13 protein-coding genes and 1 pseudogene are annotated in these 14,411 nt (G+C 71.8%); 2 read left to right on the forward strand and 12 right to left on the reverse strand.

The window, feature by feature from the left end:
* Positions 1 to 56: 56 nt before the first annotated feature.
* Both R6Y94_RS14735 and R6Y94_RS14740 read right to left on the reverse strand, forming a co-directional pair.
* Positions 57 to 632, reverse strand: coding sequence for a DUF4232 domain-containing protein (locus tag R6Y94_RS14735; protein ID WP_318396403.1), 576 nt, complete (start codon positions 630 to 632; stop codon positions 57 to 59).
* Between the two features lie 134 nt (positions 633 to 766).
* Complete coding sequence (locus tag R6Y94_RS14740; RefSeq protein ID WP_318396404.1) at positions 767 to 1,756, reverse strand: MBL fold metallo-hydrolase; 990 nt, start codon at positions 1,754 to 1,756, stop codon at positions 767 to 769.
* A 388-nt stretch (positions 1,757 to 2,144) separates the two neighbouring features.
* Here R6Y94_RS14740 and R6Y94_RS14745 point away from each other — a divergent pair, with 388 nt between their 5' ends.
* On the forward strand, positions 2,145 to 3,851 hold the full coding sequence (locus R6Y94_RS14745; RefSeq protein ID WP_318396405.1) for a glycoside hydrolase family 43 protein: 1,707 nt from the start codon (positions 2,145 to 2,147) through the stop codon (positions 3,849 to 3,851).
* A 121-nt stretch (positions 3,852 to 3,972) separates the two neighbouring features.
* Positions 3,973 to 4,779: an SAM-dependent methyltransferase gene (locus tag R6Y94_RS14750; protein ID WP_318396406.1), complete on the forward strand. Its 807-nt coding sequence runs from the start codon at positions 3,973 to 3,975 to the stop codon at positions 4,777 to 4,779.
* A 52-nt stretch (positions 4,780 to 4,831) separates the two neighbouring features.
* Here the strand turns inward: R6Y94_RS14750 and R6Y94_RS14755 are convergent, their stop codons facing one another.
* The 10 genes and pseudogenes from R6Y94_RS14755 to R6Y94_RS14800 all read right to left on the reverse strand — a co-directional run bounded on the left by R6Y94_RS14755 (position 4,832) and on the right by R6Y94_RS14800 (position 14,409).
* Positions 4,832 to 5,020 (reverse strand): DUF397 domain-containing protein, encoded by a 189-nt coding sequence (locus tag R6Y94_RS14755; protein ID WP_318396407.1) that lies wholly within the window; start codon positions 5,018 to 5,020, stop codon positions 4,832 to 4,834.
* Complete coding sequence (locus R6Y94_RS14760) at positions 5,011 to 5,394, reverse strand: Scr1 family TA system antitoxin-like transcriptional regulator (protein ID WP_318396408.1); 384 nt, start codon at positions 5,392 to 5,394, stop codon at positions 5,011 to 5,013. Before R6Y94_RS14760 ends, R6Y94_RS14755 begins: the two co-directional genes overlap by 10 nt.
* A 297-nt stretch (positions 5,395 to 5,691) precedes the next feature.
* Positions 5,692 to 6,771: a GDSL-type esterase/lipase family protein gene (locus R6Y94_RS14765; RefSeq protein ID WP_318396409.1), complete on the reverse strand. Its 1,080-nt coding sequence runs from the start codon at positions 6,769 to 6,771 to the stop codon at positions 5,692 to 5,694.
* Between the two features lie 164 nt (positions 6,772 to 6,935).
* Positions 6,936 to 8,360: a BNR repeat-containing protein gene (locus R6Y94_RS14770; protein WP_318396410.1), complete on the reverse strand. Its 1,425-nt coding sequence runs from the start codon at positions 8,358 to 8,360 to the stop codon at positions 6,936 to 6,938.
* 118 nt (positions 8,361 to 8,478) lie between these two features.
* On the reverse strand, positions 8,479 to 8,793 hold the full coding sequence (locus tag R6Y94_RS14775; RefSeq protein WP_318396411.1) for an antibiotic biosynthesis monooxygenase family protein: 315 nt from the start codon (positions 8,791 to 8,793) through the stop codon (positions 8,479 to 8,481).
* Positions 8,794 to 8,822: 29 nt separating this feature from the next.
* The gene (locus R6Y94_RS14780; protein WP_318396412.1) at positions 8,823 to 10,079 is read right to left on the reverse strand and encodes a beta-ketoacyl synthase N-terminal-like domain-containing protein; all 1,257 of its coding nucleotides are present in this window, start codon (positions 10,077 to 10,079) and stop codon (positions 8,823 to 8,825) included.
* Between the two features lie 116 nt (positions 10,080 to 10,195).
* Entirely contained in the window at positions 10,196 to 11,467 is a 1,272-nt protein-coding gene (locus tag R6Y94_RS14785; RefSeq protein WP_318396413.1) for a beta-ketoacyl-[acyl-carrier-protein] synthase family protein, read from the reverse strand.
* 197 nt (positions 11,468 to 11,664) lie between these two features.
* A pseudogene (locus R6Y94_RS14790) lies at positions 11,665 to 12,042 on the reverse strand (cupin domain-containing protein); the annotation flags it as partial.
* On the reverse strand, positions 12,035 to 12,862 hold the full coding sequence (locus R6Y94_RS14795) for an SRPBCC family protein (protein ID WP_318396414.1): 828 nt from the start codon (positions 12,860 to 12,862) through the stop codon (positions 12,035 to 12,037). The gene R6Y94_RS14795 and the pseudogene R6Y94_RS14790, both read right to left, overlap by 8 nt.
* A complete protein-coding gene (locus tag R6Y94_RS14800; RefSeq protein WP_318396415.1) occupies positions 12,859 to 14,409 on the reverse strand; it encodes an acetyl-CoA carboxylase biotin carboxylase subunit in 1,551 nt (516 codons plus the stop codon). Before R6Y94_RS14800 ends, R6Y94_RS14795 begins: the two co-directional genes overlap by 4 nt.
* Positions 14,410 to 14,411 lie beyond the last annotated feature (2 nt).

Genomic DNA, 14,411 nt, shown 5'->3' on the forward strand with positions numbered 1-14,411 from the left:
TCACCACCAGACGCTCACCGCCCGACGCTCACCGCCAGACGTTCACCGCCCGACGCTCACCGCCAGACGTTCACCGCCAGCCGGCCGGTGCTGCCCAGGTCGATCCCGCCCCGCGGCGCGACGAGTTGGGCCGGTGAGCCGGGTGCGGGCGTTATCTCCAGGTAGCTCGCGTTCGTGGCCGGCTCGGTGGACTCGGTGACGGTGTTCCGCCAGAGCACCCGGGCCCTCGCCGTCTCGCCGGGCTGCAGCACCACCGGCCGGGGTGGCACGTCGTAGCTGTCCGGGCTGCTCACCGGCGCCGACCCGTTGCCGACCGTGACATCGAGCGCCCGCCGCTCCTGGTCCAGCACCCGCACCGCCGGATAACCGTCGAGCCGGTACGGAGCCGTGCCGCAGTTGCGCAGTTCGATCCCGAGTGCCCGCAGGCCGAGCGCCGGCTCCACCTCACCGGCGGTGATCAGGAAGCCGTCGGGGCACTCGACGGCGGTCGGCGCCGGATCGGCGGTCAGGGTCGGCTCCGGTATCGGCGGCCTGCTCGGCGTGCCGCACGCGGCGAGCAGCGCGGCCGTGCCGAGCAGTGTGCCGAGCCGGCGCATCCGCCCGGGGTGGGACGGCGGGATGCCGATCGTCATGCGTTGCCTTCCTGACCCCTGAGGGGTCTCGTCGAGTGCGCCGCCCGCTCCTTTCACGGTGCGGGCAGGCTGCTGAGCAGGAACGATATCAATCCCGATATCGCGGATGGCCGGGTGCGTGCACGCGGCACCGATCAGCCGAAGGTGTAGCCGGTCAGGTACTCCGGAACGACGATCCGGCTCCTCGGCGCCGCTCTCCGGATCGCCGTGAGCATCGCCTCGAACCGCGGCCGGTCGGCCGGCGCGATCGGCGGCGGATTCCGCAACTCGGTCTCGAAGTTGTCCCAGTGCACCGGCACCACGATCTCCGGATAGTCCAGCGCCGCGAGCAGCCGGGGCAGGTACTCGTGGGTGGAGGTGCTGGCGGCCATCGCGATCATCGCGATGTCGGGCCGCAGCCCGGTCACGTTGCGTTCCACGAAGTCGCTGGCGCCCATGAAGAAGACCGCCGGACCGTCCTTGACGGTCACCTGGAAGGCGAGGGTGTCGCCCTCCGGCAGGTCGGCGACGGTGGCGGGCTTCGGCGGCCGGCTCAGTCGCACTCCGGGGATGCCGATCGAGTACGCCGCGTTCCGGCTGTGCAGCGAGGCGACCACCTCGACGGTGTAGTCGGCGAAGTCGAGCACCTCACCGCCCTTCACCAGCCCCAGTTGCCCGGACGGGATACCGGAGGCCAGGCCGAGCTGGTACGTCGTCATGGTGCCGAGCACCCGCGCCCCGGTCGTGGTCGCGATGTGCGGTACGTCGTTGAAGTGGTCCCAGTGCGAGTGGGTGACCAGTACCGTCTCGGGCCGGCCCACGTGTTCGTCGACGGCGGCGGTGGCCACGGTCAGCGGGGTGGCCAGGTCCGCCCCGCCCTCGAAGAGCCCGGTCCTGTACCGGCTCAGGTACGGGTCGACCAGTACCGTCCGGGTGCCGATGTCGATCCGCCAGCCGGCCGTACCGAACCAGCGGAACGTCGCACCGGCACCCCGCGATCTGGTACGGCCGGCCGGAGCCGGGCGTGGCGCGGCGACGGCGGCTGTCCCGAGTCCCGGCGAGGCGGTGGCGGCGAGCCCGGTCGCGGCGGCACCGACGGCGGCGGTCCGGAGCAGGCCCCGGCGGTCGAGTCGAGTTTCGGGCATGAGTTTCCCCTCCGATCGGGCCCGACCGGGTGTGTGCGCCTGAGCAGCGCCGGCACGCCCCGGTCCGGCGGTCGAGTGCGGAAACCCAATCACCGGCCGGCCCTCGCCGTCCAAGACCATCGGGGCGATCTGCCGATATCCTTTTTGATATCAGCACTGGTAGCGGCGGTACGGAGCGCCGTCGCCGGCTCGGACGGTCGTCGGAGGGACACACCGATCCGGCCCGCCCGGCCGGCCCCGGAACGGGTTGCTCGGCGATCCCTCCGGACCGGCCCGCCGCGACCGGGGTCGCACCGGCGGGATCCCGATCCCCATTCCCGGATGTTGATGTGCATGATTGCGGTTGGCTGACGCCGGACGAGGGCTCCGGCCACGGGGAAGGGACGACATGACATCCGCGAGAACAGAGCCGGGGGCCGTGCTGCGCGAGCAGGGCCTGATCCGCAATCCGGTGTTGCCGGGCTTCCACCCGGATCCCTGCATCCTGCGGGTCGGTTCCGACTACTACATCGCGACCTCGACCTTCGAGTGGTATCCAGGGGTACGCCTGCACCACTCCACCGACCTGGTGCACTGGCGGCCGCTCGGCGGCATCCTCACCGAGCGCCGGCTGCTCGACCTCGGCGGTGCCGGCGACTCGGCCGGGGTCTGGGCGCCCGACCTGAGCTATCGGGACGGTGTGTTCTATCTCGTCTTCACCGACGTGTCGAGCTTCGCCGGGGGCTACTGGGACTCGCAGAACTACCTGACCACCGCCACGGACCTGGCCGGGCCGTGGTCCGACCCGGTGGCGCTGCACGCGCGCGGCTTCGACCCGTCGATGTTCCACGACGAGGACGGCAGCAGTTGGCTGCTCTCCATGGCCGCCGACTGGCGCCCGGGGCGGAACCGGTTCGCCGGCATCCAGCTCCAGCGGTACGACCGGGCGGCCGGCCGGCTCGTCGGCGAGGAGCGAATGATCTTCGAGGGTACCGCCGCCGGGCTGACCGAGGCGCCGCGCGTCTATCGCAAGGACGGCTGGTACTACCTGGTCACCGCCGAGGGCGGCACCAGTTGGACGCATCAGGTCACCGTCGCCCGGTCACGGGCGCTGACCGGCCCTTACCAGGTGGCGCCCGGTGGACCGCTGCTCACCTCCGCCGGGCGCCCGGACCTGGAGTTGCAGAAGGCCGGGCACGGCAGCCTGGTGTGCACGCCGGACGGGCAGTGGTTCATGGCTCACCTGGTGGCCCGGCCGTACTCCCCGCTGGGCCGGTGCGTGCTCGGGCGGGAGACCGCAATCCAGTCGGTGACCTGGGACGAGGCCGGTTGGCCACGCATCGACGGTGGCGTTCCGGCCGAGACCGTTCCGGCACCGGTCGGAACGACGGCAGCAGGCCAGCGGCCGGAGGGGACCGCCGGGGACCGGTCCGAGGGGTACGTGGCGCGCGACGACTTCGACGCTCCGGTGCTGGGAGCCGACTGGTCGACCCTGCGCCGCCCGGCCACCCCCGACTGGGTACGGCTCGACGCCCGCCCGTCGCATCTGCGCGTCTACGGCGGGCAGTCCCCGGTGGGCCGGCAGCGCCCGAGCATCGTCGCCCGCCGGGTGACCGCCAAACACTGCGTGCTCGACGCCACCATGGAGTTCCGGCCGCGCACCTTCCGGCAGCTCGCCGGCATCACGGCGTACTACAACAGCGGCAACTGGCACTACCTCTACCTGAGCGTGGACGACGATGGCCGTCGGGTGCTGGACGTGCTCTCCTGCGACACCGGTCGGCTGGTCGAGCACCCCGGCTGCCGCGTCGACGCGACCGGAGCCGACCGGGTACGGCTGCGCGTGCAGCTCGACGGCCCGCTCGTCACGTTCGGCTACTCGTTCGTCTCCACATCGGAGGGAGCCGAGCCCGGCGACGAGTGGCAGGGACTCCCCGTCGCACTGGACGCGACGATCCTCTCCGACGAGTACACGTCGAGGAGCACCGGCGAGGGCGAGCCGGAGGCGTGGGGTTTCACCGGCGCCTTCGTCGGGCTCTGGGTGCAGGATCTGGGTGCCGACGGGGCGTACGCCGACTTCGACGTGGCGACGTACCGGACGGTCGAGCCTGGCTGATCCGCGCATCCGGCCCGCGCGCCGTCCGTCCACGATGGTCAGAGACCCCACAGAGGGAGCTACCGGACTTCCTATAGGATCCCACGGGACACACGGATGTGACCTTCCGGAAGAAGGATTCATGGCGGACCAGGGACGGCCGGCTTCTCCCGGCGTCGACACCTCGAAACCGAGCATCGCGCGCGCCTACGACGTGGTGCTCGGCGGTAAGGACAACTTCGCGATCGACCGCGCGGTGGTCGGCGAGATGCTGAAGATCGTGCCGCAGCTTCCGGAGGTGGCGGCCTACAACCGGCAGATCCTCAGCCGAGGGGTCCGCTATCTGGTGGAAGAGGCCGGGATCCGGCAGTTCATGGATCTGGGTTCCGGGCTGCCGACCCGGGAGAACACCCATCAGGTGGCACAGCGGTCGGCGCCCGACGCCCGGGTCGTCTACGTCGACAACGATCCGATCGTGCTGGCCCACGGCCGGGCCCTGCTGGTGGAGAACGAGAACACCACCGTGGTCACGGCCGACCTGCGGGACCCCAAGTCCGTGCTGGCCGACCCCGAGGTGCGCCGTCTCATCGACTTCTCCCAGCCGGTCGGCGTGCTGCTCGTCGGCATCCTGCACCACCTGCACGACAGCGAGGACCCGAAGGGCGTCGCCCAGGCGTACATGGACGCGGTGCCCTCCGGCAGTCACCTCTTCATGACCAGCTTCTGCGCGTCCTTCCCGGAAGCGGCCGAGCTTGAGGAGACGTACCTCAGCGTGCTCGGCACCGGCCGGTTCCGGACGCTGGAGGAGCTTCAGGGGTTCTTCGGCGATCTTGAGATGGTCGAGCCGGGTCTGGTGCCGCTGCCGGAATGGCGGCCGGAGACTCCCGTCGACCACGATCTCACGGTGGCCGAGCTGCTGATGGCCGGTGGCATCGGCCGGAAGCGCTGATCCTCGGCGGAAACGCCGGCCGGGACGGGTGACCGGCGCACCTCCGGTGCGGTCAGCGCGTCGACAGGCCCTGGACGAAGCCGCGCCACGCCGCCGACCCGAACACCAGCGCCGGTCCCTGCGGGTCCTTGCTGTCCCGTACGCCGACCACCCCGGGCAGGTTGCGGGCCACCTCCACGCAGTTGCCGCCATTGTTGCCGCTGCGAGTGCTCTTGCGCCAGACGGCGCCGGTCAGCTCCATGACGTCGCTACCTTCTTGATCAGCTCTAGTGACTGGTCCACCGGGAGCGCGTAGCCCCGGATCTGCTCCCATCTTCCGACGAGGGTAGCAATCTCGTCGGCCCCGTCGACGATTCGCGCGGCGAGCTGGTTGTCCGCGTGACCCACCCGCCGGTTGTCCGGCAGGTCGGCCAGCGTGAACGGCCCGCCGTAGCCGGGATACATGCCGACCCGGGTCGGCACCACCTGGAGCTGGGGCCGGAACGCCCGGCTGGCGGCCCCGCCGGCCGCCCGGTCGCGACATGCCGGACGCGTGCCGAGCTGAATGGGCCGTGCCCGGCACGGTGACGGCAGCGGCCGAACTCTGCTGCCTGATAGGAGTACGGACCGGCTCACCGCCCGGGGCGGCCCGACTCATGGTGTTGCGCCGGTACGCGAGCTTCCGGGGACTGCCCGATTCCTCGATTGGATCCCACCAGACTGAAGCACCTTCCACCTGAACCGACATCAACTCCGGCCATGACGGACCGCACGGGGAGGTCGAAGGGGTTCACTGGTGAACGGCTCGCACGAACGACCCACCTGCCCCGGGTCCTGCCCGGGACAGGTGGGTCGGGTCGAGACGCCGGCGGTCGCGATCGACACGGTTCGGATGAACAGTCCGGAACCGGTGCGCGGCGCCTCGCGCTGCGGTCAGCTCGCGACGCAGCTCGGCGTCAGACCGGCGCCAGTGCCGGTGCCCTGGAAGCCGAACTCCGTCGACTGGCCGGCGGCGATCCGTCCGTTGTAGCTCACGTTGGTGAACTGGACGGCACCGCTGCTGCCGCTGCGCTGGGTGTTCCAGGCGTTGGTGATCGTGGTGCCGGACGGCAGGGTGGCGTCGACCGTCCAGCCGGTGGTGCCGGCGGAGCCGGCGGTGACCCGTACCGTCGCGACGAAGCCGCCGTTCCAGGAGTTCAGCGAGACCGATGCGGTGCAGCCGGCCGGCGGGTTCGTCGGCGGGGTGCTGGGACCGCCGGTCGGCGGGGTGCTGGGGGTGGCTGTGGGGGTCGGGGTGGTGCCGCCGTCGGTGAGGCTGCCGGGCACCGCCAGCAGGGCGTTGTACCAGGTGGTGGCCATCTTGCTGTAGCCGGTCGCGTTGGGGTGCACGCCGTCGGCCAGGTCGGCGGCGGTCAGCGCGGCGTACATGTCGACCAGGTGGACCTGCCGGCCGGCGTTCGCCCGGGTCTGCACGATCTGCGGGATGGCCGCGTTGAAGCTGCGCACCTGGGCGTCGGTGCTCGCGGACCCGGCCGGGACGATGGTGGCGACGAACAGCTTCGCCTCCGGCGCGGTGGTGGTGATCCGGTCGATCAGCGCGGCCAGCCGGTTCGGGGCGTTGGGCAGGTCGCGGTTCTGGAAGATGTCGTTGGTGCCGATGTGCAGCAGGATGGTGCGCGGCTGGTAGGTGTCGAGCCAGTTGACGATGTTGGCGTCGATCTGGTCGATCCGCCAGCCGGAATGGCCCTCGTGGTCACGGTCGCCCAGGCTCGCCGGGCCGTTGGCCTGGGAACCGACGAAGTCGACGGTGTAACCACCGGCGACCACCTTCTGCCAGAGGTCGATCCGGTATCCGCCCGGCACGTTGAAGCCGTCGGTTATCGAGTCGCCGAGTGGCAGTACCGGGACCCCGGCAGCCGCCTCCACCCGATGGCCGGTGTGCAGCAGGATCGCCACGGTCGCCAGTACGGCCGCCAGCAGCGCACCGGCACACCGGCGCATGGTCGCCGACATGGGTACCCACCTCCAATGCATCCATCACCTTCGATCAGATCCATTGAATGTGCCGACGTGCGCACCCCGACGGTCGGGCGCACGCCGCAGCGGCGAACGCGCCGTCAGGTGCGCCGAACGGGCGAGCGGCGGGTCACGGCCGCTGCCGACGCCCCTGCGCCGTGTCAGCCGAGCCGGAAGTCGACCACCCGGATCGGGGACGGCGTGGTGCCGCTGGAGGCGCGCTGGTAGAGGATCGACAGCACCCCGTCGCTCTCCACCCGGGTCCGGTCCACGATCACCTCGCCGAAGGCGTTCAACCCGGCGCCGTCGAAGCGTACGGTCCAGTCGGTGTAGCCGCTGGCCCGGCTGGCGGTGACGATCCGGCCGTACGGCAGCACGACATAGGCGTTGTCGGCGGCGTCGAGCACGATCTGGGAACGGCCGGTCGCGTTCAACGGCACCGGGATCTCCGTCTTGCGCCAGGTCCCGAACGAGTCGCGGAACAGGTGGAAGGCCCGGCCGTTGGCCCGGCGTGCCGAGGCGTACGAGGTGACGCACGAGGTGAACCGGCCGGGTACGTAGCTGATGATCACGTGCGGGTTGCCGGTCGAGTCGACGTCCTGGCTCTCCTGGTTGATCAGCCCGTAGTTCGGCGGCAGCGGGTCGACCACCAGCCCCGGACTGGTGATCGACACCAGGTTGCCGGAGTTTGTGGTCCCGACGGCCGCTCCGGCATTGTTGCGCCAGGTCCGTCCCTGGTCATCGCTGTAGACGTACCCGGTGTCGTGGTTGGTCAGGCCACCGCTGTTGCAGGTGACCGCAGAGTTGCCCTCCCGCCAGGTGAACGCGGCGTGCAGCCGGCCACCCGGACCGTAGGTCAGCCCGTGCAGGTACATGTTCCGGGTGGTGCTGGTGGCGCCGTTCGCGCTGTACGAGCCGGTCGCCGACTGCCAGCGGCCGAGCCGGCGCCAGGTGGAGCCGTCGTACTCGGCGAGTTCGTTGGTGCCGTCGCCGGAGCGCCCGGTCCGGTAGCTGAACTGGAGCCGGTTGCCGGGCGCGACCCGGAACTGCGGGTACGTCATCGCGCCCAACCCGACCCCGTCCAGGCTGCGCTGCACCGCACCGAACCGGCTGGCCAGCCAGCTCCGGGAGCCCGGCGCGGAGACCAGCCCGGCCTCGGACTTGACGTAGTAGATCTCGCTGTCGTGGGTGTCCATCGCGACGTGCAGCCGGCCGTCGCCCGCCGAGATGCCGAGCGCGATGGAGTTGTGCGAGTCGTCGGTGGTCAGCCGGTGCGGCAACTGGAGGGTCTGCCACGCGCCGGACGGCAGTTGCCGGCGGGCGAGGACGGCGTTGCGGGTCGAGGTGTACCAGGCCGCGTACTGGTAGCCGGCGTGGCTGACGATGCCGTCGCCGTACGAGTTGTTGTTGACCAGTCCGTCGTAGGAGACGAAGTAGAGCGCGGTCGGGTCGAGCTGGGTGTCGCCGAGCCGGGTCACGCCCGGGGCCGCCGCGACCGCCGGCCCCGGCGGGACCACCGCCGCGACGGCGACCCCGAGGACGAGTGACGCCGCCAACGCGGCCCGGCGGGACGACGGGACGGGCATGGCTTCTCCTCGCGCCGGGCGCCACCGGGCGCTCCCAGATGAATGGATTCAACTTACATCCGCATCCATCGATCTGAAAGCCACCGGTCACGCCACCCGGCGCGAGGGTTGGCCGGCGTCAGCGGCGGCCGGCCGAGGTCTCCTCCCGGACCACGAACCGGATCGACCTGGCCTCGGTGATGCAGGCGCGCAGCGGTGCGGCCAGCTCACGGTGTCCGGGGCTGCGCTCCCACGCCTCGAAGTGGGCCAGCGACTCCCACTCGCTGGTGATCAGCCACTGCTCGGAATCGCTCGACGCCTCGCAGACCTGGTCCACCAGATGCCCCGGCACGCCTTCGGCGACCTGGTAACGGATCTGCTCGTACGCCTTCAGAAAGTCCTCGGTGCGCTCGCGCGGCACCCGGATCAGGAACAACACCCTGGCCTTCGACATCCCGGTCCTCCTCTGCAAGCTCCCCCGGCCTACACCGGACCGCGCCGGACCACCACGGCGCTGTTGAAACCGTCAAATCCGCGCGCCCCGACCAGCGCCACGTCCACCCGCCGCGATCCGGACTCCCGGACGAAGTCCAGCTCGCAACCGGGCGCCGGACGGTCCAGCCCGGCGGTCGGCGGCAGCATCCGGTGCCGGATGCCGAGCAGCGCGGTCGCCACGTCCAGCGCCGATCCGCCCTGGTGTGCCCGGCCGGTCAGCGGCTTCTGCGTGGTCACCGGCGGCGGCCGCGTCCCGAACACCGCCCGCAGCGCCTCGGCCTCGCTGCGGTCGTAGCGGGGCACGCCGAGCGCGTCCGGAAAGACGACGTCGACCTCGGCCGGCGCCACCCCGGCCCGGTCGAGGGCGAGCCGGATCGCCCGGGCGTACTGCACCGGGTCTCCGGCGGCGAGCCGGTCGGTGTGCCGGGCGTCGTGACTGGCACCCCAGCCGGCCACCTCGGCATAGCCGGGCACCCCCCGGGCCCGGGCGTGCGCCAGGTCCTCCACCACGAAGATCGCTCCGCCCTCCCCCGGTACGTAGCCGCTGGCCGCCACGTCGAACGGCCGGTACGCCAACGCCGGCTCCGGGCAGGTGCTCAGCAGTCCGCTCCGCATCTGGCAGGTCAGCGCGTACGGGCTCAGCGGGCACTCGGTGCCGCCGGCCAGCACCACCGGAGTGCCACGCCGGACCATCCGTACCGCGTGCGCCAGGCTGTCCAGCCCACCGGCCGACTCGGCGGCCAGCACCCCGCACGGGCCCTTGAACTGGTGCCGGATCGAGAGCTGACCGACGCTCGCCGCGTAGAACCAGGCGATCGACTGGTACGCCCCGACGGTCCGGGCCGGGCCGCGCCAGAGCCGTTGCAGCTCCCGCTGCCCGAAGAGGTTGCCGCCGGAGGAACTGGCCAGGGTCACCGCGTACCCGTAGGGATCGTCGGCCGTCTCCGGCAGTCCGGCGTCGGCGAGCGCGAGCCGGGCCGCCGCGAACCCCAGGTGCGTCCACCGGTCGGTCTGCACCAACTGCCGGTTGTCGGCGTAGTGCAGCGCGTCGAAGTCGGTCACCTCGCCGGCCAGCCGGCTGGGATAGCGCTCCGGGTCGAAGAGGGTGATCGGGCGGATCCGGTTCTGCCCGGCCAGCACACACTTCCAGTGCGCGTCGGCGCCGATCCCGCTCGGCGCCACCACGCCGATCCCGGTGACCACCGCCCGCCGCCGCTCCCCGCCCCCGTCCACCCGATCGGTCACCGATCCGCTCCGATCCGCCCGGCAAGTCGTCGGCCCGGCGTTGTCCGCTCCGCCGGTCACCACTGCGGCGCCATCCACCGCGCGGGTCGTCGATCCGGCGCCATCCGCCCCGCCGGTCACCGGTCCGGCCCGTCGAAGCGGGTGAAGACCATCGCCGACTGGAATCCGCCGAAGCCGCTGCCGACGGAGAGCGCCACCCGCACCGGCAGTTCCCGGGCGGTGTTCGGCGTGTAGTCCAGGTCGCACTCGGCGTCCCGGTTGGCCCAGTTCGCGGTCGGCGGCACCACGCCGTGCTCGATCGCCAGCGCGCAGGCCGCCATCTCGATCGCGCCGATCGCCCCGAGCGAGTGCCCGACCATCGACTTGATCGAGCTGATCGGCACCCGGTACGCCGCGGCACCCAGCGCACGTTTGAAGGCGGCCGTCTCGTGCCGGTCGTTCTGCCGGGTGCCCGAGCCGTGCGCGCTGACGTACGACACGTCCGCCGAATCGCACCGGGCCTGCGCCATCGCGTCGTTGATGGCCAGCGCCATCTCGACGCCGTCCGGACGCAGCCCGGTCATGTGGTAGCCGTTGCTCCGGTTGGCGTATCCGGCGGCCTCGCAGTAGACCCGCGCCCCGCGCCGTTGGGCGTGCTCCGCCTCCTCCAGGACCAGCACGGCGGCGCCCTCGGCGAGTACGAACCCGTGCCGGTCCCGGTCGAACGGCCGCGAGGCGTGCGCCGGATCGTCGTTGTCCGGCGTGGTCGCCTTGATCGCGTCGAACGAGGCGACCGTGACCGGGGAGATCGGACTGTCCGAAGCGCCGGCCAGCACCACGTCCGCCTCGCCGTCCTCGATGAGCTGCTGGCCGTAGCCGATCGCGTCGATCCCGGAGGTGCAGCCGGTGGAGACCACCTGGGCCGGACCGTGCGTACCGTGCCGGCAGGCGACGTCGGCGGCGAGGCTGCTCGGCATCAGCGCCTGGTAGAGGAACGGGCCGGCCCGGTTCGGGTCCACCAGCCAGTCCGCACCGGAGTCGCTGACCTGCACGTACTCTCGCTCCAGCAGCATGGTGCCGCCTACCGCCGAGCCGAGCACCACTCCGGTGCGCTCCCGCGTCGCGTCGGTCAGCTCCAGCCCACTGTCCGCCAGCGCCTCGATCGACGCGGCCAGCGCGAACTGGACGTACCGGTCGGCGCGCTGTCGCTCCGCGACGCCGAGGCCGGCCCGGACCGGATCGAAGTCGCACTCGGCGGCCACCTGGGAGCGGAACGGCGACGGGTCGAAGAAGCTGATCCGGCGGGTCGCCGTGCGCCCGGTGGTGATGGTCGCCCAGAACTCGTCCCGGGTCGCCCCGCCCGGCGCGACCACTCCGATCCCGGTCACCACGCTGCGGCGCCGGGTCACGGCCCGGCCTCCGGGCCGGCGGCCACCGCGCCCGCCGCCGCCCGGTCCGCGCCGTCGGGCCGTGCTACCCGTTCCGCGCCACTCGGGTGTAGCACCCGGTCCGCGCCGTCCGGCCGTACCACCCGGTCCGCGCCGTCCGGCCGTGCCGCCGGGACACCGGCCCCGGGCCGACCGGCCGCCGGGTCGGTGCTGGACGGTTCGGTGTCGACGTGTCCGAGTTCCGGGCGCGGGGCCAGCGGACCGAGCTGGAAGACCACCTCGGCGGGTTCGTCGGCCACGTTGCGCAGCCGGTGCCGGACGTTCACCGCCACGTACAGCGCCTCCCCGGTGCCGACCGGCACCGGCTCGTCGTCCAGGTCCACCACGATCGCGCCCCGAGCGACGTAGAGGAACTCCTCGCTGTACGGGTGGTAGTGCTCGGCGATCCGCTCGCCGGGGGCGAGGTTCGCCACCCCGAGGAAGCCCGAGCCGCTGCCCACAGTGCGGGGGCCGAGCAGTACCCGGATTTCGCCACCTCGGCGGCGGTCCGGGGCGATGTCGCGGGCGGCCACCAACCGGCGGCCCGGCTCACTCATCGCCGGCCCCGGCGGTCGACGCGGCCGGTGCCGGCGCGGTCGCCTCCAGCTCGGCGGCGATCCGCTCGATCCGGTCCCGGATGATGTCCAACTGGACCCGGCTGTTCGCGTTGATCCGGTCGGTCATCTGGGCGGTGGTCACCGGCGCCGTCGGACGCATCTCGAAATCCTGGGTCCAGGTCATCCGGGTGCCGCCCGGCACCTCGGCGTAGCGCCAGTGGATCCGCATGTACTCGAACGGTCCAGTCTCGACCCGGTGTGCGTGCACCTCCCGGCGCACCGGATCGGCGGTACGCTCGCTGACCCAGCTCCAGGTGACCCCGTTCTCGTCGGGATACATGGTCAACCGGAACCGTAGGGTGTCGCCGCGCCGCTCGATGATCTCCACCGACTGGTACTCGGTGAACAGCCCGGTCCAGCCCGCGACGTCGTTGGTCAGCTCCCACACGAGCGGCAACGGGGCCGCGATCAGCACATCGTTCTCGGTGTGGCCCGGCCGGCCCGCCCCGGACGCGGGAGCCGCTGCCGGCTCGTACTGGTGGGCCACCAGCTCGGCGACCTCCGCGATGCTGAGCCGCCCGGCCTCCTCGGGAAGCTGGACCCGGTAGCGGTCCGCCACCACCGCCTGCAGTTCGAGCAGCGCCAGCGAGTCCATGCCGAGTTCCTCCAGCGAGGCGCTCGGCGCGGCGGCCGCGGCGTCGGCGTCCAGCCCGCAGTGCCGGACCAGGATCGCGGTGATCTCCGCCGCCGTCACCGGCCCCGGAACCGGCTCCCGCTGGGTCGGCCCGGGTGATGTCGGTTCCTCGTGCCTCACACTCATCTGCTCCTCCTCGGATGGTTGGCGGTCGTGGGTAGGGCGCTCCGCGCGACGGCAGGGGCGGCCGAAACGGCAGCGGCGGCGGCTTCGGGAACGGCAGGGGCAGGAACGGGTGAGGCTTCAGGAACCGCAGAGGCTTCAGGAACGTTGGGGGCTTCGGGGAGGGCGGAACCGGACCGGATCGGATCGGACGGCGATTCGGCGGTGCCGAGCAGCCGGTCGACCAGACCGGTCGAGTACCTCCCCTTCCGGAAGCCCGCGTCATCGAGTACCCGGCGCAGGAACGGGATGGTGGTGCGTACGCCGGGCCCCTCGATGTCGAACTCGTGCAGCGCCCGTTCCATCCGGCCGAGCGCCAGATCCCGGTCCGGTGCCCAGACCACCACCTTGGCGAGCAGTGAGTCGTAGTACGGCCCCACCAGGTAGCCGGGGTAGCCGTGCGTGTCCACCCGGGTGAACGGTCCGCTCGGCGGGACGAACCTGCTCAACCGACCGGGGGTTGGCGCAAACCCCCGGTCGGGGTCCTCGACGTTGACCCGGCACTCCACCGCGACCCCGGAGATCCGGACGTCCTCCTGGCGGAGCCGCAGCGGCACCCCGGCCGCGATGTGCAACTGCTCGTGCACCAGGTCGACCCCGCTGATCATCTCGGTGACCGGATGTTCGACCTGGATCCGGCAGTTGACCTCGATGAACGAGAACCGTTCGGCGTCGTCGACCAAAAACTCGAAGGTCCCGGCCCCGGTGTACCCGGCGCGCAGCGCGCCGCCCAGCGCGGACTCGGCGAGTGCGTCGAGGGTACTGGCCGACAGTGCGGGCGCCGGGCCCTCCTCGACCAGCTTCTGGTGCCGCCGCTGCACCGAACAGTCCCGGGTGCCCAGGTGTACGCCGTTGCCATACCCGTCACAGAGCACCTGCACCTCGACGTGCCGGGCCTGGACGAGATACCGCTCGAGGTAGACCCGGTCGTCGCCGAAGACCGCCTGCGCGGCGATCCTGGTCCGCTCGTACGCCGCGCCGAACTCGTCGGCCGACCAGACCACCGTCATCCCGCGTCCACCGCCTCCGGCGGCACACTTGATGATCACGGGATAGCCGATCTCGTCGGCGACATCGCGCGCCCTCGCCGCCGTCTCGACGGTCGCCAGGCTGCCCGGTGGCAGCGGCAGCCCGGCCTCCCACATCAGCGCCCGGGCTCGCGCCTTGTCGCCGAGTGCGAGCATCACCTCCGGCGACGGTCCGATGAAGACGAGCCCGTTGTCGGCGCAGATCTCGGCGAAGTCGGCGTCCTCGGAGAGGAACCCGTAACCCGGGTGCACGGCCTGTGCTCCGGTCCGGCGGGCCGCCTCGACGATGGCGGCGGCGTTGCGGTAGCTCTGCCGGGCCTCCGGCGGCCCGATGCAGACCGCCTCGTCGGCCAGCCGGACGACGGCCGACTCCCGGTCCGCGACCGAGTACACCGCCACGGTGCGTACGCCCAGCTCACGGCAGGCTCGGGCCACCCGGAGCGCGATCTCGCCGCGATTGGCGATCAGGATTTTCTCGAACATCG

The organism is Plantactinospora sp. KLBMP9567 (assembly GCF_033446045.1).
Taxonomy (GTDB): domain Bacteria; phylum Actinomycetota; class Actinomycetes; order Mycobacteriales; family Micromonosporaceae; genus Plantactinospora.